Origin of the sequence: Alkalinema sp. FACHB-956, from assembly GCF_014697025.1 — a bacterium.
Taxonomy (GTDB): Bacteria; Cyanobacteriota; Cyanobacteriia; order Leptolyngbyales; family Leptolyngbyaceae; genus Alkalinema.
Genome location: NZ_JACJRC010000002.1, coordinates 135,602 through 155,724 on the forward strand (window position 1 = coordinate 135,602; position 20,123 = coordinate 155,724).

16 protein-coding genes are annotated in these 20,123 nt (G+C 51.3%); 8 read left to right on the plus strand and 8 right to left on the minus strand.

Annotated features, from left to right (window positions below):
- Positions 1-4: 4 nt before the first annotated feature.
- The 6 genes from H6G21_RS03985 to H6G21_RS04010 all read right to left on the minus strand — a co-directional run bounded on the left by H6G21_RS03985 (position 5) and on the right by H6G21_RS04010 (position 7,667).
- Entirely contained in the window at positions 5-1,516 is a 1,512-nt protein-coding gene (locus H6G21_RS03985) for a HAMP domain-containing sensor histidine kinase (RefSeq protein ID WP_190570778.1), read from the minus strand.
- Between the two features lie 268 nt (positions 1,517-1,784).
- Positions 1,785-2,447 carry a phycobilisome degradation protein NblB gene (nblB, locus tag H6G21_RS03990; protein WP_190570780.1) on the minus strand — a complete coding sequence of 221 codons (663 nt, stop codon included), beginning with the start codon at positions 2,445-2,447 and terminating at the stop codon, positions 1,785-1,787.
- A gap of 173 nt (positions 2,448-2,620) precedes the next feature.
- Positions 2,621-3,097, minus strand: a complete 477-nt coding sequence (locus H6G21_RS03995; protein ID WP_190571247.1) for a CBS domain-containing protein — start codon at positions 3,095-3,097, stop codon at positions 2,621-2,623.
- A gap of 939 nt (positions 3,098-4,036) precedes the next feature.
- Positions 4,037-5,440: a GAF domain-containing sensor histidine kinase gene (locus H6G21_RS04000; RefSeq protein ID WP_190570781.1), complete on the minus strand. Its 1,404-nt coding sequence runs from the start codon at positions 5,438-5,440 to the stop codon at positions 4,037-4,039.
- A gap of 296 nt (positions 5,441-5,736) precedes the next feature.
- A complete protein-coding gene (locus H6G21_RS04005; protein ID WP_190570783.1) occupies positions 5,737-6,477 on the minus strand; it encodes a GUN4 domain-containing protein in 741 nt (246 codons plus the stop codon).
- 332 nt (positions 6,478-6,809) lie between these two features.
- Complete coding sequence (locus H6G21_RS04010; protein ID WP_190570785.1) at positions 6,810-7,667, minus strand: metallophosphoesterase; 858 nt, start codon at positions 7,665-7,667, stop codon at positions 6,810-6,812.
- Between the two features lie 160 nt (positions 7,668-7,827).
- Between H6G21_RS04010 and H6G21_RS04015 the strand changes: the two genes are divergently transcribed.
- Positions 7,828-8,019, plus strand: a complete 192-nt coding sequence (locus H6G21_RS04015) for a hypothetical protein (RefSeq protein WP_190570787.1) — start codon at positions 7,828-7,830, stop codon at positions 8,017-8,019.
- Between the two features lie 351 nt (positions 8,020-8,370).
- Positions 8,371-10,905, plus strand: a complete 2,535-nt coding sequence (locus H6G21_RS25525) for an amino acid permease (RefSeq protein WP_190570789.1) — start codon at positions 8,371-8,373, stop codon at positions 10,903-10,905.
- A gap of 176 nt (positions 10,906-11,081) precedes the next feature.
- On the opposite strand, the gene H6G21_RS04025 is transcribed toward H6G21_RS25525, so the two are convergent.
- On the minus strand, positions 11,082-12,602 hold the full coding sequence (locus H6G21_RS04025; RefSeq protein WP_190570791.1) for a hypothetical protein: 1,521 nt from the start codon (positions 12,600-12,602) through the stop codon (positions 11,082-11,084).
- A 187-nt stretch (positions 12,603-12,789) separates the two neighbouring features.
- Here H6G21_RS04025 and H6G21_RS04030 point away from each other — a divergent pair, with 187 nt between their 5' ends.
- The 6 genes from H6G21_RS04030 (at position 12,790) to H6G21_RS04055 (ending at position 18,151) form a co-directional block, all read left to right on the plus strand.
- Positions 12,790-13,986, plus strand: a complete 1,197-nt coding sequence (locus H6G21_RS04030; protein ID WP_190570793.1) for a sulfite exporter TauE/SafE family protein — start codon at positions 12,790-12,792, stop codon at positions 13,984-13,986.
- 115 nt (positions 13,987-14,101) lie between these two features.
- A complete protein-coding gene (locus H6G21_RS04035) occupies positions 14,102-14,617 on the plus strand; it encodes a hypothetical protein (RefSeq protein WP_190570795.1) in 516 nt (171 codons plus the stop codon).
- Between the two features lie 144 nt (positions 14,618-14,761).
- Positions 14,762-16,492: a succinate dehydrogenase/fumarate reductase flavoprotein subunit gene (locus H6G21_RS04040; protein ID WP_190570797.1), complete on the plus strand. Its 1,731-nt coding sequence runs from the start codon at positions 14,762-14,764 to the stop codon at positions 16,490-16,492.
- A 502-nt stretch (positions 16,493-16,994) separates the two neighbouring features.
- Positions 16,995-17,207, plus strand: a complete 213-nt coding sequence (locus H6G21_RS04045) for a hypothetical protein (protein WP_190571290.1) — start codon at positions 16,995-16,997, stop codon at positions 17,205-17,207.
- 103 nt (positions 17,208-17,310) lie between these two features.
- Positions 17,311-17,469, plus strand: coding sequence for a hypothetical protein (locus H6G21_RS04050; protein ID WP_190570798.1), 159 nt, complete (start codon positions 17,311-17,313; stop codon positions 17,467-17,469).
- 463 nt (positions 17,470-17,932) lie between these two features.
- Positions 17,933-18,151, plus strand: a complete 219-nt coding sequence (locus H6G21_RS04055) for a hypothetical protein (RefSeq protein WP_190570800.1) — start codon at positions 17,933-17,935, stop codon at positions 18,149-18,151.
- An 853-nt stretch (positions 18,152-19,004) separates the two neighbouring features.
- Here H6G21_RS04055 and H6G21_RS04060 read toward each other — a convergent pair.
- A protein-coding gene (locus tag H6G21_RS04060; RefSeq protein WP_242041633.1) for an IS630 family transposase occupies positions 19,005-20,056 on the minus strand; the annotation gives its coding sequence in 2 pieces (ribosomal slippage) (positions 19,005-19,658 and positions 19,661-20,056; 1,050 coding nt in all).
- Between the last annotated feature and the right edge of the window lie 67 nt (positions 20,057-20,123).

Genomic DNA, 20,123 nt, shown 5'->3' on the forward strand with positions numbered 1-20,123 from the left:
CCGGTTAAACCAAATGAGTTGGCTGATGATCGAGCCTGCCCAGATCGATACTTTCTGGTTGCAGCGGTAGAAATACGGTAAAGATCTCCCCTTGGTGGGCGGATTTTTCCTTCACCGTGAGCTTGCCGCCGAGGGCTTGGAACAGATTCTTCGTCACCGTGAGATTTAGACTCAAGACCCCGGTTTCTGGCTGGAAGGTCAGCATCTGTCCCAGGGACTTGAGCAACGGTTGGTAGGGACAACTGGATTCATTGGCAATAGTTTCCACCTGCAACTTCAGTTGATCTCCCGCAAGCCCTACCTCAATTTGAATGCGACTCCCGGCGGGCAAACTGCGTGCCGATCGCTCAATCAAACTGGTCAGCGCCTGATCCAACATACTGGGATCACTTACCACATGGGGCATGGTGTTGGGTAAGCCAACCTCTAGGGCCAACCCCCGCTGTTGGGCTTGCTTTTGCCAACGGGGAATGCTCTGGTTAAACACCTGCGTCAGACAGGTCGGGGTTAGGGAAACCCCTTTGTTATTCGAAGTTTCCAGTTCCACAGCTCGGAAAATCAGACCAAAGCGATCGATCTGCTCACTGCATTCCCGATCGATAACTTCCAGCCGCTTCAGCGCATCGGGCACCATGTCCTTGCGCTTCATGAGCAGCCGGGTGAGGGTGCGAATGGTCGTCAATGGCGTGCGTACTTCATGGGCGATCGCCTGCAACAACTCCACATCTAAACTGGACGTGGCTAAACTAGCTGCTGCCAAATGGGCTGATGGCGCAAAATGATCGGGAATTTCGGGGTGTTGGGGCTGGGAGATGCCCTGGCCGATCGAGCCGGATGGGCAGGGAAGTTCACAGGGCAGATGGGCCAGTAAGCGATGACTAAACTGGGTGACCGTCTTGTAATGGGGCATTATCGTGGGAAACTGCACCATGAGGTCATCCCAAGCGTTCACGTGGGCAGGACTCAGCATCACAACCCGCAGGCGCAGAATTTGACAGGCCCGTTCCACTTGCTCCGGCTCAAAGGAAAACCAAAAGCCAGGGGTTCCTTCTGGGGTTTCGCCCAGCACCATCACGAAACTAAATTTCGGCGTCAGTGCAATGCAAAACTGCTCAGCGGCCAGCGGATCTCCAGGCAGGAGGGGCAGGGGCGTGCTGGTATTTTGGGCCGGAGATGCACCCGTTTCGCAGGGGGGCAGTTGAAAGAAATTAGCGATCGTCGCGAGGGAATTATCCGCCGTGAACGTCCAACTGCGATAGCGATCGAGCAATTCTGACGAACCCAAGGTCGGAAAGGGCCCCGACAGCACCAGACCTTGGGGGGGCGCTAATCCCTCGGTATCGCGGGGATCGGCAGTTTGCTGCAACATTACCTCTAGGGCTGCGATCGCCGCTGCCCAGGATTTTTCGGCTTTAACGCGCTGGGTCGCCACTGAACCCGAGGACGTCACAAATTCGTCTTCCTCTTGGCCTAGCATCAGCACGTAACTCAACGTTGGCAAAATCCACTCACCCATAACCCCAAATTCGATCGCGAGTTTACTAACAGGTCTGTGTCGCTGGTCGTACTACGAGAGTACCCTGATTCCTAACCTGGATGTGGTGTGAAACCGAACCGAATCGTGGTGCAATACCCGTTGTCACCGCTTCTTTCTGCGGGGGCTTGGGCATTGGGAGCCTGTGGGCAAGAATTGCAAAACCCGTCCTGCTTTTGGGAATTCAGGGACGGGTCTGCGGATTCGGGTTGGCGAATGCTTGAACGAATGCTTGAACGACTAATTGACCTTAGGAGGCCACCAGTCCCGCTTTTGCTTGTTCTGCAACTTGGGGGACAGCATCCTGGGCAAGCAATTCGAGCATGGATTGGGCTTCGGGCGTGGTGTAGTGGGCCAGGGCCAGAGCCACCCGATAGCGCATCTGCCAATCGGCATTTTGCACAAACGGCGTCAGTAGCGCGATCGCCCGTTCATCCCGGATTTCGCCCAAGGCTCCGATCGCGGACATCGCTAGCAACTCATTGCCGGACTGAAGGGCATCTTCTAGCAGTTCAAAGGAGCGGGGATCGCCAAATTCTCCCAACGGTGCAATAATGCTGAGCTTGACGATCCACTCTGGGGTTGTTTCGTAGAGATCTTTCAGATCTTCAAAGGCTTCCGTCAGTTGTAATGCCCCGATCGCATCGGCTGCGGCTGCCTGGACATCCGGCTCCTTGTCCTGAAGCCCCGCTCGCAAAAGCGGCAGACTACGAGCGCGATCCTGAGTCCCCAGGGTAGCCAATTGACAAACAGCAGCGTATCGTACCCGGACATTCTTATCCTGAACCATGGGCTGAATTAGCTCAAACCCAACCGCAGGATCCAGTCCTCGGAGTTGGTTGAGTCCCTGTATGCGATCGCCAAAATCAGAGGAGTTGAGTAGTTCTTTTACCGATTCTGCATCAACGCTCATGCTTTTTTCAGTGTCTTATTATCTGGGTTGGTCAATTGCTCCCTATTTTCGCATCTAATGATCCCCACCCAAGATACAGATTCTTCTGAAAGCTAGTTCTTCTGCCAGCGATCGCGTGACTGACAGGGGGCGACTTCAACGGTTGTGTTGAACCGTCGTGTTGAACCGTCGTGTTAAACCGTCGTGACGGCAAGTTCCTGGGCCATGGTGCGGAGAATATCCCCCTGGGTCAAGATCCCCGTTAACCGCCCTGTGCCATCCACGACAGGGAGACGGTGAACATGACGATCGTGCATTAACCGAGCGGCCTCCGCCACGGATTGGTCTTCCTGAATCACGATCGGGTGAGGGGACATGACTTCTGCCACGGTGACGCCGAGGGCACGATGCAAATCCCGCTCATAGGTCGCTGGATTCTTGAGATAGATGATGCTATCGAGGATCATGACGTAGGGGGGTGGCGTCACCCCGGTTTCCTGCCACATCAGATCGGTTTCTGACACAATGCCCACGAGTTTGCCTGCCCCATCGACAACGGGCATCCCGCTCACTCGGTTTTCGGCCATGGTGTGGATCAATTGTTTGAGGGGTGTTTCGGGATGGGCAGTGATGGGATTACGAGTCATGACATCGGCAACCATTTTCCGAATCATAGGAGTCTCCCTTGTATGCAGTGATGAAGTGTATGCAGATCAGGTGTATGGAGTGATCATGTGTTTTCAGTGATCACGTGGGATCGATCGAATGAAATGACAGCAGAGAAAATTGAGACTGAAGGGAAAACATGGGTTCGATCGCGGTGATACACGATCTAGGTGATACACGATCGATAGATCGATAGAAGGGTTGGAATATCTTCATTATCCGCATTGATTCGAGGTTTGGCCGTTGATCTACACAGGATTTAATGATTGGGGCAAGTGCGATCGAGGCTTCAAACCCAGTGATAGTTCTCCTGGATTCATCGGCAAGTGGGAGTTCTCGAAGGGGGCGCGAAGAATATCACGAAGGATTAATTAATTGTGAGTTTTGTTGATTTCTGAATCCTCTAGATCCTCGTGCTACAAGCTGATGAAATGATCCGATCGTCACTGAAAAGGAGAATATGTAGCATTTAATGATTTGAGTTTCAGATAACTTGGAATGAATGATTTTCGTAAGTTTTCTGGCTCGACTTAGGTTACTAAATTTAGCATTCTCAATTGATTTCTTTTTCAATTCAAAATTTCGTTTTTATTGAAACTTTCACGATATTTAATGCGGTTAGAATTGAGCACTATTTAGATTTAATACTGTTGAGAAAACTGTCTAATCGTTGTAGGTTTAATAGTTGGTAGGCTTAATAGTTGGTAGGTTTAATGATTGAAACAATGTCATCTAATCCAGAAGTGGCGCGATCGGTGTGAATACTGAGTACTCCCTTTCAGAGGGGATAAAACAAAAGCGATCGGCATTAAAAAACCTCTTCCAGGGTTTCCCAGAAGAGGCTTAAGCGGTTCACAACTGTGTGTCAGAAAGCCAGACAAATATTCATGCGAAAGAAAACGTGCGAAAGAGAAGTCATACCGAAGCAACCTGTATTGATTGGATCAATTATTCATGGCATCAAGATGGGGCATGGTTTGGCGGGGGAGGGTAATCACATAGCGATGGCCGGGGCTTGAACCCTGGATCAGCAGTTGGCCGCCATGGATTTCTGCCAGTTGACGACTGAGGAGCAAACCTAGATTGGCACTCGTGTTGTTGTCATCGCGGGTTGCTTTTGTCGGCGCATTCATGACCGCCGTTTTGCCATTGGCAAACATCCCCGCTTCTACCGCGTCGCTCCCCTGCAAACTGCTGCTATCACCATTGCTGTAGAAATCACTGAAGGGCAGTCCTTCCCCTAGGCAAGGATGGGATACCCAAATGGTTAACTTCAGTCCGTTGCTTTTGTTGGAAACATGCAGCCGGACAATACTGCCAGCATTGGAAGACTGAATGATACTGAACATCAGATGATAGAGCATCTGACGAATTTTTTCCTTGTCCAACATCCAGATCCGATTACCCGGTTCCACGGACAGGCGAATTTGTTGTTCTCGACGATTGGCAGCTTGCTCCAGCGTGCTGATGGCTTGCTGGCACAGCATTTCGATGTCCACTGATGATAGGTTGAGTTGATGATTCCGATCGTCCAGTTCTGACAGTTCCAGAATTTCCTTAACCAAGGAAAGAAGATACTGGCCGCTATGGTGAATGATATCGAGATATTCCCGTTGTTTGCCCGTTAAGGGGCCGTAAATTTCCCGAGTCAGTACGCTGGCCATCCCCATCACGGAGGTGAGCGGGGTTCGTAACTCCTGGGTCAACTGGGCTAACAGTTCAAACTTGAGGGGGCTAGTAGGGGAATGTTGGGGGAAGGGAATTGCAGGACTGGCCGAGAGGGCTGCACTTTTTTGAGTGCAATGGATTCGCTCATACTCACTCATGCTGAGTCGAGCAATCAAGGTTAAAAATTCAACATCCTTTTGGGCAAAGTCTCGGGGACGGAGATCCATGACCGAGAGAACCCCAATGCATTGTCCCCCTGACGTGATCAGTGGCACCCCCAGATAAGCCCGGATGCCGTACTGTTGACTGAGGGGACTGTGGCTCAGGGCCGGGTGATGGAGCGTTTCTGGAACGACCAAACCCTGGCTACTATCGGTCACATAGACACCAAAGGACTCTTCCAAGGAGATCTCTCGACCGATGGATAGCGGATTCATTAAGCCCAACCGGGATAGCCCGATCGCAGCTTTCATCCGTTCCCGCTCCGTTTCCATCACACTCAACCAACAAATTGGCGCATCCACAAAGTTGGCTGCGGTTTGAACTGCTTCTTCAAAGACTGGAACCGTTTCTGCTTCAAGTAACCCTAATTCCGTCAAGACTAATTGACGCTGTTGCGTTCTTGCAATCGCTGTCATACCATCGAGACGACAATACAGCCGACTTTCAGGACACACCATCCTAACCCCGCTCTAACCTAATTTAAAAACCATGGAACGATTGGATGACAAGGGGCTATATAGAGCACTGCATCTATATAGAGCACCACATCTAACCATCCCCATCATTCCCGTATTGTCTTTGGGAGAAACGATGAAATAGGTAGCGAGTTTACTGAAGTTTTACACCGTTTGGGTGAGTTTCTAGTGCGCCCTCGGAAAGATTACGGAGAATTGCCGATCGGTTGGGTACTTTAGGCAACTTGTCGGCCCACTTTATCCAATTTTTGGCAAAAACTGGGGGTCGTTAAAGTGGCTTAGCTTTCCCACGCTGGATGGCTGAGCAACCCATCAATCACCCGGACCCCCCGTAACTGATTGGACAACGGTAGGTGTCCTTTGGGGGCTTCGATCGTCCAAACAAATTGGCCGGGGTAGCGTGTCCAGTTAATGCCATCCTTCCAGCCAATCTTCGCCCAGAGCTTTTCCCAATTTTTACCCACGCTGAGCCAGAGTTCCCGTTGGACAGAGTAGCCAAATTTACCCTCGGAATGGGCTAACCACAGAGCATTGATCGTCCGTAGATCGGTGGTGGGAAAGGCATTCACTTCGGTGAAATAGACCCATTTGCGCTGAATGGCATCGCCGCCTGCGAGTTCACAGAGTTTTTGGCTGGTGAGCTTGTCCGCTTCTAAAAAGTCTTGCTGGGCTAGCAGTTGCTGTAAGGGGAGGTAATCGATCGCGCGATCGGATTTGAGGGGGACGATGCCCGTGGGAAAGTGCTGGGAGAGAAACGCCTGGGCCGCTTCGGTCTGGGCCTTAAAGAGGGCTTGATAGGCTTTGGCAGCGACGGTATTGACTGCGCCGTATTTCGTAAAAACCTGCTCGCTGGCCTGGTACTCCCGCAAAAAGTCCATCAGTACTTCGTAGCCCGGTTGCCCGAGGGCGGCCAATTGATCCACGATCGGTAACCGATTGCGTTCCGTGGCGGACAGAAATTGGGCGCGGAGATCGCTGGGCAGGGGACTGCTGACTGAGGAAGTATCCAGATTTGTCATGAATGCGTTCATCCAAGTGAGCGGCGGTATCAGGTCAAACGTACGAAAAAAACGGGATCTTAAAAAGGCACATCAACTCATTATCTGGGCAAAAGGGCCGCGATCGCTAGTCCCTACCTTCCTTAGAGCGATAAAGTTGTGGAACTCGGGTTATGGATCACCCCTGGGCGAGGCAGAAATAACCCGGCTGTAAGAGATTTGATCTCCTTATGGGAGTCCCTAGTTAATCAGCATAAATCCCTAGGTGAAAGGGATTCAAGCCCGACTTCAGGATTGGCGGGCAGATGGGGACGGACAGATGGAGGCTGGGGAGATGGAGGCTGGGGAGATGTTTAGGGCCTCGATCGATCGGCTTTGAGGGTGATAACGGTCAATTCCGGGGGGCAAAGCAGCCGTCCTGGCAGATAGGTTCCGAGGCCACGATTGACGTAGAGTTGGTTGGTTTGGCCCATTTGGTTGGGAACGGCATGTAAGCCACTGGCCCAGTCCCAGTTTTTGAGCACGCGGTGGGCCGATCGTAGGATGGGTAAGGCTTTTTTGATCCGCCAGTGGATTTGACGATAGTGGCGGGAGACTACGGCAGAGACATTGCCAATACCGGGGAGAATGATTTGGCCCCCGTGGGTATGACCGGATAGTTGCAGGTCAACGCGCCAAGGGGCGAGGTTTTTGGCGGCATCGGGATTGTGAACTAGCACCAGGCGGGGAATCTCCTGGGGAAGCGCTTCCATGACAGGGGCGGGCTGGAATTCCTGGGACCAATATTCCGCTAGCCCTACGATCGCGAATTCCTGCCCCAGGGGATAGGCAACTTGGTTCCAGAGAACCTGAATGCCAATTTTTTCTAGGCTCTGGGTGATTTCGCTTTGGCTGGTGCGGTGGTAGCGATCGTGGTTGCCGAGGACGGCGTAGATGCCATGGCGACTGTGGAGCTGCTGGAGGTAGGAGGCGAGTTCGTGGATGGGTTGGGCGGAATGGGTGACAAAGTCTCCGGTGAGGGCAATGAGGTCGGGAACTTCGCGGTTACTGGCCGCGATCGCGGCTTCTAGGAGGTCGGCGGAGAGGCGTAACCCATCCCAGTGGAAGTCGGAGAGTTGCACAATTTTGAGACCGTCGAGGTGGATGGGCAGATTTTGAATGGGGAGTTCTAGGCGATCGATTTTCAGGGAGCCAGTGAGAAGCCAATGCATAACAATGGTGGCAGGAGAATGGGGGCGTTTCTACGGTAACAAATGTAAATTCTGCTGGGGGTAAATTCTGCGAGGGAAAGGGGTCGATCGAACCCATGATCCAGAATTTCTGTGGTTGATATGCAAGTAGTTAATATGGGAAAGAGTACAATGGACGGAAGTGTTGGGGTGCTCTGTAGACACTGGGTTTGAAAGTTTGCAGGACTATCTCACCAGCCATGAAGATCGACTGATTCCAGAAGAAAAGATCTATTTCAAGCATCTATTTCATCAGTTTCAACAGGTCTATCCCTCCGCTGTACCTGGAGAACTCATCAACATTGGTTGGCTCCCGTTGGATGAGTCGGATTAACTGGTGATTATGCGATTCAGTCACTTACAAAAGAAACTCGTGAGCAATTCAGTGAGCATATTGATTCTTCCAGTTATACCGTTACAATCCATGAAATATACCCAGATATCCGTTGTTGAGTCTTCTGAGACGATCGCTAGAAAAACCCTGAGATTCAACGATCGGACTTGCAACGAGCACTGATCCTCAATCCATTGCGTCAGAAAGACGAAAATTAAACAGTCGTCAGAAAAATTACCCTTGAACCGGACAAATATCTTTAATCGGTGACAATTGGTGGTGAGCGATCGTTAAGTTTCATGTGACTTTCGGGAACAATGAAGTCGCACTCAGACCGGATGTTCCCCAGACATGACTAGGCCCGCTTTCTCGATTCTCCCGTTACCCCGTAGCTTACCCTCTCTCGAAACCTGGGGGTTTGGGTTTAGTGGACTTTTGCTGTGGTTGGGAACAGCGCCAGTAATGCATGCAGAACTTGGGCCAAATGCCCTGTGGGTCTGGATTCCGGGCACGATCGTAGGCGTGTTTCTGAACTTGCAAGTGCAACAACTGGGACGCTACTTGCCTGACATAGCTGGCGGAACGCCTAACTATACAGCCCATCTTCTACAGCGCTTTCCCAAACTGGCTCGCTATGGCGCGATCGGATATTTTTTGGGTTGGATTTCAGTGCCGCCGATGAACGCCATTATTCTCACGGACTTGATTAAAGCCAATCTCGATCCGTTAGGGATTACCTGCCCTGAACTATGGCTCAGAATTGGCTTTACTGCCCTTCCTTTTCTGGTTGCCTTTCGCGGAACTCGGACGATCGGGATTCTCCATGCCTTTTTTGTCTTTCCTGCGATCGGCCTTCTCCTGGCATTTTGTCTCCAAGGATTAGGGTGGTTAGCAGTGTCGCCCACCAGTCCCGGATTGTTGCCCACCGTAGAAACCAGCATTACCCTCATCGATTGGATGAAATGGTTCTTTATTGCGGTTTACGCGGTCTATGGCTGCGAGACAGCCTCCTCCTTTGTGGCCGATAGCCGCCGCCCCAAGAGAACGCTGCAATGCTTGGCGGTGACAGCTTGTTTAATTCCGATCGTCTATATTGGTGGCTCCTGGGTCCTGATGCAGTTGAACCCCGCCTGGGGGGGGGTAGGAGACAGCACCTATCTCCACCTCATTGCCGCCGCTCAGTCATTTTGGGGATCTTGGGCTGCAACGCTAGTGACCTTTTTAATTACCTCTGGGTGTTTGCTGAGTTCCGCTACAGCAGTGTCCAACTGCCCTCGCACGCTCTATCAACTAGCCAAAGATGGTTATTTACCCCCCGTTTTTGCCTTCCTCTCCCGGCAAGAGGTTCTGGAACCTAGCCTCATCTTCACGTTTTGCTTAAGCCTTCTGTGTTTAATCTGGGGCGATGTTGCACGGGTGGTCATGGTCACCGGAACCGGCTATCTCGCTTCTATGATGGCGATTCACCTCGGGTTGTGGCTGAACCGGAAACAGCCAGAAGTGCGCTGGCCTCAGTTATCTCTGTTGTTTTTCACGATCGAAGCAATGGTGTTGATCGTGGGTGGGTTGGCTTGGGGTTGGCAGGATTGGATTCTTGGCTTACTCTTACCAGCATTTGTTGGCATGGCTGCTACCCAAGGCTCGCGCCTGAAATGGAAATGGTTGCAGATTGAAGGCTGGATTTATCGCGATCGCCAACGCTTTGCCCGCACACGGAAAGACTGGTTATCTTTCCAGGTCTTGGTCCTGCTGGGTTTACTGTGTGGTGCGCTGAGTATTGGTTGGGGGGTTCGCTCCAAACTAGCCCAGGTTCCGGATGATCAGTTTACGCCCTTATTCAGTATTTTGTTGGTGATAGTCGCCTTTGTCGGCGTCGCGATCGCCTGTTGGACAACGCTACCGCAAATTTCGGCCATTACCGAAGCGCGGGATCAAGTTGAGCGAACCTTGCAGGATTTGCAGCAAACGCAAACGCAACTCATCCAAGCTGAAAAAATGTCGAGTTTGGGGCAGTTAGTCGCTGGGATTGCCCATGAAATCAATAATCCCGTCAATTTCATCCATGGCAACCTCAAGCATCTCAACGAATACACGGATAACTTGTTGCAACTGATTGATCATTACCAAATGCACTATCCACACCCTGTGGATCAAATTACCGATTTAACAGAGGAGATGGATTTAGCATTTTTGCGGGAAGATTTACCCAATATGCTGGGGTCTATGCGCATGGGAACCGATCGCATCCGGCAAATTGTTCTCTCCCTGCGGAACTTCTCCCGCTTGGATGAATCCGATCTCAAGGCGGTGAATCTCCATGAGGGCATTGATAGCACCCTGTTAATTTTGCAACATCGCCTCAAAGCGCGCTCCGATCGGGCGGAAATTCAAGTCATCAAGGAGTATGGTGAGTTGCCGTTGGTGGAATGCTATCCAGGGCTATTGAATCAGGTGTTTATGAATATCCTGGCGAACGCGATCGATGCCTTAGAAGAATGCAGTCAGAAAAAAAAATCTGCACTCTCACCACAGGAATCGGGTCGTATTACGATTCGGACAGCCAGGGTCAATCATGACTGGGTTGAGATTGCGATCGTAGACAATGGCCCAGGTATTCCTGAATCGGTTCAGAAACGCATTTTTGAACCCTTTTTTACCACGAAGCCGGTCGGAAAAGGAACTGGTATGGGCATGTCCATCAGTTACCAAATCATTACCGAAAAGCATCAAGGTAAATTAAATTGTTACTCCAGTGAACAGCAAGGAACCGAGTTCAGCATCCAAATCCCGTTGCAGCAAGCGGCTGTTTCTCAACCATCCACCAGTTCCACACCAGGAATTTCTACTGCGTCTAATACCAAATCAACCTGTGATTGCAACCCATGACGATCCCTAAATCCCCCTTAAAAAGGGGGACTTTGAAAGAATTTGACTAAATTCCCCCCTTTTTAAGGGGGGCTAGGGGGGATCGGATCTGTAGCATTGATAAATCAATTTGGTATAAGCCGATGGCATAGGGGCTGGACTTAGCATAGGGACTGGACTTAGCATGGGGACTGGACTTAGTGGTTGTCGGACTTGAGTACGGTTTGTAAATACTGCATGATGTATCCGACGATCGTATAGTAGGCGGGGTCGCAGGCATCTCGCTGATTGACGGTCAGAATAGATTTGCGTTGCAGCGAGGGCAGCAATTCATGGAGCGGCATGGAAAGCAGGGTGCTGGCGAGGGCTTCCTGGAGATCTTGCAAACCGAAGGGAAGCGTTCGATCGCTCAAGGTATTTAAAAATAACCGTTCTGGGGCAGACAGGCGCTGGAGTTGGCGTTCAATCAGTAACGGAATATCGCCAAATAGCGGAGAATCATAGTCTAAAAAACGCTCAACACTGCCACCGAAGGGGCCACGAATACAAGCTGCCACCCGTTCTAAGACGACTGGATGTCCTCCCGAATCGCGGAGCAGCGATCGCACTTGCATTTCGGACAAGCAAGTTACCCCCTTGTCAGCGAAAAATTGCGCGATCGCTTTTTCGCGCCATCCAGACAGTGCCAGTGCATGGACTTTGCCCTGTTCGGCTTCCTTGAGTTCTACCTCCCGAGGTTTCTCGCAACTGGTGATCACAATTCGGCTTTGGTGGGCTGTGGTGGTGAGTTTTTGCAAAAAATGGCCATAGTCTTCATAGCCTGGTCGATAGGAGCCGTGGCAGGTTCCCGGTTCCAAAACGGCTTCCCAACCATCGAGCACTAAGAAACAGGGCGATCGCTGAAAATGTTTCAGTAAATCTGCAATTTCCCACTTGGAGGCCGACGGATCAAACACCTGAACTAAATCTCGCAGCAGTTCCGGGAGGCGTGGGGGGTGATGGCCAGAGAGATCGCTGGATAACGATCGCCAAATAACAACCTGAAACGAGGCTCCGATATCATCCAACGCGAGTTTTGCGGCCAAAAATGTTTTTCCGATGCCCTGGAGCCCATAGATCGTCATCAGACAGCAGGGCGCTAGCAGTTTTTGCACCAGTTGGTCTAGCTCTGGCCTGCGACCATAAAAGCGGGAAATATCGGGGATTGTTCCATCTTCCTCTAGCCGAAGTTCCTGGGTGGCCGTGACCAGAGGGGCCATGATGGAGTCAGATCGGGGCGGATCATTGACGCGATCGTCGATAGGGGGATCTGAATTGGGCAGAACAGGAGGGGGGGAGGCTGGCTCGATCGAAGGTTGCTGTCGCTGGGACCAACGCTGGAGCGGGCCACGAAAGTTCGTTTTACTAACCCGTTCCTCCACCACATAGGTTAAGTCCTGCCAAAACAGGTTGCCGATATCCTGACGGAGATATTTTTCGCTGTAGCCCTGTTGCTCTGAAATTTGTTGGTAGGTCAAACCATGGTAGGAACCGCGTAAAATGGCCTCTTCTAAATCCTTGAGAGATCGTCCTAATCCTTTTTGCAAAGCAGTATTGGCGATCGCGATCGCCTGCTCTAGATTGAGTTCGTGATGACTGCCCCGACGATTTTCACCCTGACGATCTTCACCCTGACGATCTTGCCCCCGACGATCTTCACCCCGATGTTCTTCACCCATAGTTTGCTACAGGATTTATCTGCACCCGTTGGAATATTCTTCAATGTAACCTGACTTTTCCTGACTTTTCCTGACAGCTTAAATTGTTTACAGAATTTAATGGGGGTCATGGGGATTCCCTGAACCGTCGCTTGTGAATTCTAGGAAGGCGCACCCGGCGATCGCCCCAACGTCCTAAGATGGGAAAATGCTAGATTTCGTCCTGATGACCACCCTGGGTTTTCTAGGCAGTTTTGGCCATTGCCTCGGCATGTGTGGCCCGCTCACAGCTGCCTTTTCGCTGACCGATCGCACCCCCGATGCGCGATCGCGCTTACTGTTCAATTTATGGTTGAACAGCGGGCGCATCCTGAGTTATGGCTTGGTGGGAGCGGCGATCGGGGGCGTCAGTTCGATCGTGGTTGCGGGTGGTCAATTGGCGGGGATCGGTAGTGATGTGCGGCGGGCCATGGCGATTTTCACGGGGTTGCTACTCATTTGGTTTGGCTTGGTGCAAATTCAGCCCCGTTGGTTGCCCCAAATGCCGCTGCTGCATCCCTTGGCCCAAGGACGTTTGCACAACTGGGTGAATCACTGGATGCAAAAGTTAACTCTGGCCCCCCCGATCGGATTGGGATTGCTGTGGGGATTGATGCCCTGCGGATTCCTATATGCTGCACAAATTAAAGCAGCAGAAACGGCAAATCCCTGGCTGGGAGCCGCAACGATGATCGCCTTTGGGCTGGGAACGTTACCCATGATGCTGGGCGTGAGTCTCTCCGCTGCGTTTTTCAGTCGCGATCGGCGAAGTCAGTTATTCCAACTGGGAGGTTGGGTGACGCTGGCGATCGGGCTGTTAACGGTGCTGCGCAGTAGCGAAATGGTGGACTATACAGGCCATATTGCATTGGGCTTATTGATGCTGACATTAATCGCTCGACCTATCGCTAAATTATGGTCAGGCCCGTTGCAATATCGGCGCACATTGGGTGTGGGTGCATTTATTTTTTCTGTTTTTCATAGTGCCCATACTGTTAGTCATACGTTTAATTGGAATTTGCAAGGGATTCGATTTTTACCCTTCTCGCAACAATTGGGAATGGTATTAGGGATGCTAGCATTACTAGCCATGGTGCCCTTAGCGTTAACCAGTTCCGATCGCTGGGTGCAACGATTGGGACAACGCTGGCGTCAGCTCCATCTGTTGGCGATTCCCGCCTGGATTTTGATTGTGATCCATGCCATTTTAGTTGGATCCAGTTATTTGGGTGTGGTCGCTCCCACTGCGGTGCACCATAGCCGGACGATCGGACTGATTGCCATAACAATTCTGATTCTCGCGGTACGATCGCATACAGTATGGTCATGGTTTGGCTGGGGCAAGGGGCATGTTAAATCCAAGTAATCAGAGATTTCGAGAGTTCACAACACCTTTAGAATCCGCACATTCAGAATCCGACAATAATCCAGCTTTTCCTAAAAAATTAATCCTGGCTCACAATATTCAAACTGAGGGCAAAGTGGGGGTTCTGTTTCACATTGAACCCAACCACAACCCTAAAGCCGGGGAACCGGCCCAAGCCTGGTTTGCCCTGACCCGTGAAGGGGGAGATCCCATTGCCCTGGATCAGTGTGTCTGTAAACTGACGGTCTACGACGGCTCGACGGCGATCGCCACTCCCACCCTCAAAGCTATTTCCCCGGAACGGTACAGCAGTGTGCCGGGGGCGACCGTGATTTTTCCGAAGGCGGGGCTGTATCGCTTGGAACTCAAAGGACAGCCCAAAACAGGGGAGGACTTCAATACGTTTCAAGTCAGCTACGAGGTCACCGTGCAACCGCCGAGTCAAACGACTGGGGCCGTTGCCACCGCCGCCCAGCAATCCCCCAATTCCGCCACCACCGCATTACTGCAACCCTCGCCCACACCCATGCCACGCTCCGGTTTCGATGAAGCCATGAACCTGGGGCTACGGTTCATGTTTCCGATCGCGTTGGCAGTGGGATTCTGGGTGTTGCTTAAGAGACCCCGTTGATTGCGGGTTTCTGGAAAGAGACCGCCTACAATCTTAAAAACCTCAATAAATTGCAAACATCGTCGATAGCACTGGCTCCGATCGCCCTAAATCCCCTGATTCAGGGGGACTTGACAATCATTGTTGATCCGCTAATTCAGATTCATGATCGATCACGACATCCTCATCATTGGTGGTGGCCTTGCCGGAACTCGGGCCGCCGTAGAAATTGCCCGCATGAACCCCAGTCTCAGCATTGGGTTAATTGCCAAAACGCACCCGATTCGATCGCACTCGGTGGCGGCCCAGGGGGGCATTGCAGCCACCTTGAAAAACGCCGATCCCACGGATTCCTGGGAGGCCCATGCCTTTGACACGGTCAAGGGTTCCGATTACCTGGCGGATCAGGATGCCGTGGCCATTTTGACCCAGGAAGCCCCCAATGTGGTGATTGATCTAGAACATATGGGCGTCCTGTTTTCCCGAGCCGAGGATGGTCGCATTGCCCAGCGGGCCTTTGGGGGCCATTCCCACAACCGCACCTGCTTTGCAGCGGATAAAACGGGTCACGCCATTCTCCATGAGCTGGTCAATAACCTGCGGCGGCACAACGTTAAGCTCTATGACGAGTGGTATGTGATGCGGCTGATTTTTGAAGACAACGAAGCCAAGGGCGTGGTGGCGTTTCGGATTGTCGATAGTCAGTTGGAGGTCTTCCGAGCTAAGGCGGTCATGTTTGCCACGGGGGGCTATGGCCGGGTCTACAACACCACGTCTAACGATTTTGCCTCGACGGGGGACGGGCTGGCGATGACGGCGCGGGCGGGGTTGCCCTTGGAGGATATGGAGTTTGTGCAGTTCCACCCGACGGGACTGTATCCAGTGGGGGTGCTGATTTCCGAGGCCGTGCGGGGGGAAGGAGCCTATCTGATCAATGCCGAGGGCGATCGCTTCATGGCGACCTATGCCCCCAGTCGCATGGAACTGGCCCCCCGTGATATCACCTCCCGTGCCATCACCTACGAGGTGCGGGCAGGCCGAGGGATCAATTACCAGGATGGCAGTGCTGGGGGGCCGGTGGTCTACCTCGATCTGCGCCATATGGGTCGGGAAAAAATTATGAGTCGCATCCCCTTCTGCTGGGAAGAGGCCCATTTGCACTTGGGTATCGATGCGGCGGAACAGCCGATCCCCGTGCGACCCACGGTGCATTACTCCATGGGGGGCATTCCGGTGAATACCGATGGGCGGGTGCGATCGTCGGCGACGGGCCTGACGGAGGGCTTTTTCTCGGCGGGGGAAACGGCCTGCGTGTCGGTGCATGGGGCCAATCGCTTGGGCAGTAACTCGCTGCTGGAATGTGTGGTCTACGGTCGGCGGACGGGGGCTGCGATCGCGCGCTATGTAGAGGGCCGCACACTGCCATCGATCGAGGTATCGCGCTATCTCCAGGAGGCGAAGCAAACCCTCCAAGCCCTGCTGGATCAACCGGGCCAGTACCGCATTCAGGAGATTCGCCAAGCCTACCAAGACTGCATGACGGAGCACTGTGGCGTCTTCCGCACCGAGGCGGTGATGCAGGAAGGGATCAGCCAACTGAAGGCGCTCCAGCAAAAAGCAGAGCAGATCTATCTAGATGACAAGGGCACCTGCTGGAATACGGAGCTGATCGAGGCGCTGGAGCTGCGATCGCTGATGATGGTGGGGGAAATGATTCTGACTTCGGCGTTAAATCGGCGGGAAAGTCGTGGATCCCACAGTCGGGAGGATTATCCCAACCGGGACGATGGCACTTTTTTGCAGCACACGCTGGCGACCTATGGGCCTGGCGGGGTGGCTTTGAACTATATGCCCGTGGTGGTGAATCAGTTTGAGCCGCAGGAACGCAAATATTAGGGCTGAAGCTGGAATTGAGGGCTGTGGGCCATGGGGACGATCGAGCTCGTGAGGGCGTTGGCGTCCCCAAAAAAATCAAATCTGAAGAAAACCTTAAGTAAGTCAAGGTTCCGTCAGATTTCTGAGATTCTAGATATAGATCAAATGGAGCCAACCAAATTTTTAAAGGCTCTAACTTATAAATCTCTACGAATAAATGCTTCTAGAGCGTCACTTCTTTCCTAGCCGAGGGGAGTGACGTTCTTTTTAGCGTTCTTTTTGGCCAGGTTATCCCAGCCATTCATTCTTTCCAGCAATCCACTCTAAGGTGGATGAAAAATTCTCCTGGGGCTCTTTATGTTCGCATTATAACTCATGCTTATATGTTGATAAATTAAGTTTATGTTTCGAGTTATGTTTTGAGTGTGTACAAAAATTGTGAAGAACTCTGGAATTCCGGCGGGCATTTAGACTAGCGTTTAGAAATGTTCCAGGAAAATACGGATTAGCCATCTCGGACATCATGCTTGGTGTGCAAGCTCTGGAATGCGGTCATCGGGTGATTCAGACTTGGCACGATCGCAAAATTAGCGTGGGGACGGAGTGCGCCCAGGCGATCGATGACAATCTGAATACAGCGGGGATTAGTCTGCTGCTGATTAGTGTGAACTTTTTAGCGTCGGACTACTGCTACAGCATCTTAAGTCGCCCTGTCATATGGGCAAGTCTTCGTTGATATTTCGATCGAATTTTTAGCGATCACGACATTGAGGCGGATTTTTGCGGATTTTTGCGGGGGCAGGCGTTGCAGGATGCGCGGGGTTGGGCGGAGGGCAAGCGTGGGGGATGATGATTATCGGTTTTTGGATGTGAGCCAGGAGGTGGAGCGGCGGGATATGCAGACTCTGCTGCTGGCGGAGCAGGAAGTGAATCAGATTTTGATGGCGGCGCGGGAGCAGGCGGAGGCGAATCAGCAATTGGGAAAAGTGCAGCGGTGAATGGCTATCAGTGGGACAGGGGCGATCGTGGATATTTTTCTGCCGCTTCAGTAAGGTTTTTTGTTCGGTTCAGCGTTCCATGAAATGGGTTTGAGCCCATTGCTAGCCAAGGCATTCTGCTCAAGCATACGGGTATTAAATGATACCCGATCGAAGTTTTGAAATACGGATTGACAGTCCTTTAGTTTCTTCGTACTGTGGTTTGTCAAGTGATTCCATGAACATCCTTCTTTCACTTGACAGTCCGGCATGAAGCATGGGGTCGCTGGGATCCTGAAAATTTAGGGCACTACCCACAGTTGCGCCAACAGCTATGGGTAGCTATTCCCCCTCGCTGAGTAACCAGCAAGGCGGCTTGATGAGGATTTTAGCATCTGACCGAGCCACTCTTGTTTGTGATGTCAAACGGGGTGGCTCTAAATTTTTGGGCTTTCTTCCAATGCACAACAGGAGAAGCTCAGTTATGGCGACAGGTTCTAGCGATCGGAGCGATCGTTCGGTTCAACATGAAAAACAACGCTTGCAGATCCACTTAATCGGTCACAAAGAGTTTGTACAGGACACGATTAATCAATTCCATGCGCATCGGATCGCCGATCGGATTCATTGGAGTCAACCGATGAAGATCGTGCATTCCGACGGGCAATACATCAGCATCCTCAGTCGCGAACGTCAGCGGTAACGGCGAGGTGCTTACAAGTTTGTCCATCTGGCAGACTGTAGGCACCTTACGGGGTTCTACTGCTCATTGACCTAAAAACCCATCCGCGAAAGCAGCGATCGTGGTCGTTGAGAGCGATCGTGCATTTTCTCCCTCATTTGTGTGATGCAAAGTTCGATCGGTCTTTCAGATTGTTTCGTGGGCCGTCGTTTTCAGGCAAAAATCTAGGAAAATTTCATGATTAGCCTAACGTGACCGATCGTCGCACCTGACTGGCACGGATCATTTGTGACTTTGGTGATTTGCTGCAATCTTTAGAGACGGTTCAAGATATTCAAGAACTAGACGGGAAGCTGAAATTTATCTGTCAGGACTCAGCAGATAGATTTGCCAGTAATTTTCAATCTAATGTCGCAGATTTAGCAGAGATGATTCGAGATCTAGTTCAATGGATTGAAGAACAATTACAGATTCATTCCCAGATCTCTATTTTAGGCATATAATCTAAGAATGTTTTTGAAATTCTCTCGCTACGTCACAGACTGACAATTCCGATGCAAACCGATTCTGAGTGTTGATCGATTTGAGGTTGGAGTTTGTTTATAGCGGGTGCTCAGAACCATAGGGCAGAAAACAAACTATGAAGACACCGACAGATCTGCAAATACTCGAGGCGATATACGCGCAGGTAATCGATAGGTTTCCAAAATTTGATGATAAAACTCCAGATAGATCATCAAAAATATATGTCCCTTTTGAGATTGATTCGATTGCTAAGCTACTCGGTGTTGATTCAGATATAGTATTTGGAAGATTGTATTAAGTAGGTAATGATAGAAAAACTCAAGTATGTAAAGGAAAGTAAAGTTCAAGGTTAGAACCGAAACCGCTCGACCGTGTAGTTCCCCTTCTGTGCTTGGTTTTCAATCCCATCTATCACGGCCTCAGCAAGGTCTAGTTCATCCTCGAACATACGGCCCGCCAACTCGTGATCTTTAATCTGCTCCCATTTGTTCTCGATTCGATTCATTTCAGAGCAGTAGGGAGGTAACCAAAACGAATAAATTCCTTGCTCTTGCCATCGTTCCCAATGCCCTTGCACAGCCCTATTGACATGTAATGAACCATTGTCTTGCACAATCACCGTAACCTGACCTTGCTGTTGTAATCGCTGTTGCGCTTTCTGAGCTTGCCAGTCCATCAGGCGAATATAGGCAGGAGCCTTGAAACTTCCTACTGCCAGCCCATACTCGAAGCTGACGCAGGGTTCCCATAGCCCTAAAATATTCAATCGTCTGCCTCGCGGCGCAGTTTGCTCTTGGCGTTTCTGCTCTCCACGAAAGTAGTAGCTATAACCGACCGAACTCCAACAACAAAACCCAGATTCATCCAGATATTTCAAACAAATCTCACCGACTGCTGCTGCCCATTCCAGCACATCTAGGTCGGCTTGTTTGAGTTGACGTTGTTCCGCATTCTGTCGCAATTGATGACTGGTGCGAGTGCGCTTCCAAATCACCCCCTTTTTCGTAAGATTTGTCGAACTTGCTCAGGACTCAAATGTACATCGCGCTCTTTGGCTAATTTCTCTGCTAGTTGTTTGGCTCTATAGCGGCGAGGGTCTTGCCGCAGACAAGTTTCTAGATACACCATGTCGGCTTCTTCCCAACGCCGCATCCCACCGGGTCTAGGAGCATCCCACAGTCCACCTAATCCCTGTTTTTGCCAGCGATGTAACGTCTCGCGTACTGTTTGCAAGTTCCAGTCAAAATACTCCGCGATCTTCTCGACGATCCAACCCCGTGAACTGAGTCGTACAACTTCGGCGCGATCCCGGACTCGTTGCGGCAAATGTTGAGCCGTTCTCAGTTCTCGCAAGGTGCGATCTTGTTCTGGTGTGAGAAAGACACGAAGACGATAACCCATGTTCGGTTGCGGGGAATAAAGGTTCTCTTCACTTATCTTTACACAGTTGAGTTTTTCTACCTCCACC

What these genes read in the sequence shown, in the direction of transcription:
- H6G21_RS03985 (WP_190570778.1), bottom strand. Translation starts at nt 1,516, where the DNA reads ATGGGTGAGTGGATTTTGCCAACGTTGAGTTACGTGCTGATGCTAGGC.
- nblB (WP_190570780.1), bottom strand. Translation starts at nt 2,447, where the DNA reads ATGAGCGTTGATGCAGAATCGGTAAAAGAACTACTCAACTCCTCTGAT.
- H6G21_RS04000 (WP_190570781.1), bottom strand. Translation starts at nt 5,440, where the DNA reads ATGGTGTGTCCTGAAAGTCGGCTGTATTGTCGTCTCGATGGTATGACA.
- H6G21_RS04005 (WP_190570783.1), bottom strand. Translation starts at nt 6,477, where the DNA reads ATGACAAATCTGGATACTTCCTCAGTCAGCAGTCCCCTGCCCAGCGAT.
- H6G21_RS04010 (WP_190570785.1), bottom strand. Translation starts at nt 7,667, where the DNA reads ATGCATTGGCTTCTCACTGGCTCCCTGAAAATCGATCGCCTAGAACTC.
- H6G21_RS25525 (WP_190570789.1), top strand. Translation starts at nt 8,371, where the DNA reads ATGACTAGGCCCGCTTTCTCGATTCTCCCGTTACCCCGTAGCTTACCC.
- H6G21_RS04025 (WP_190570791.1), bottom strand. Translation starts at nt 12,602, where the DNA reads ATGGGTGAAGAACATCGGGGTGAAGATCGTCGGGGGCAAGATCGTCAG.
- H6G21_RS04030 (WP_190570793.1), top strand. Translation starts at nt 12,790, where the DNA reads ATGCTAGATTTCGTCCTGATGACCACCCTGGGTTTTCTAGGCAGTTTT.
- H6G21_RS04040 (WP_190570797.1), top strand. Translation starts at nt 14,762, where the DNA reads ATGATCGATCACGACATCCTCATCATTGGTGGTGGCCTTGCCGGAACT.
- H6G21_RS04045 (WP_190571290.1), top strand. Translation starts at nt 16,995, where the DNA reads ATGCTTGGTGTGCAAGCTCTGGAATGCGGTCATCGGGTGATTCAGACT.
- H6G21_RS04055 (WP_190570800.1), top strand. Translation starts at nt 17,933, where the DNA reads ATGGCGACAGGTTCTAGCGATCGGAGCGATCGTTCGGTTCAACATGAA.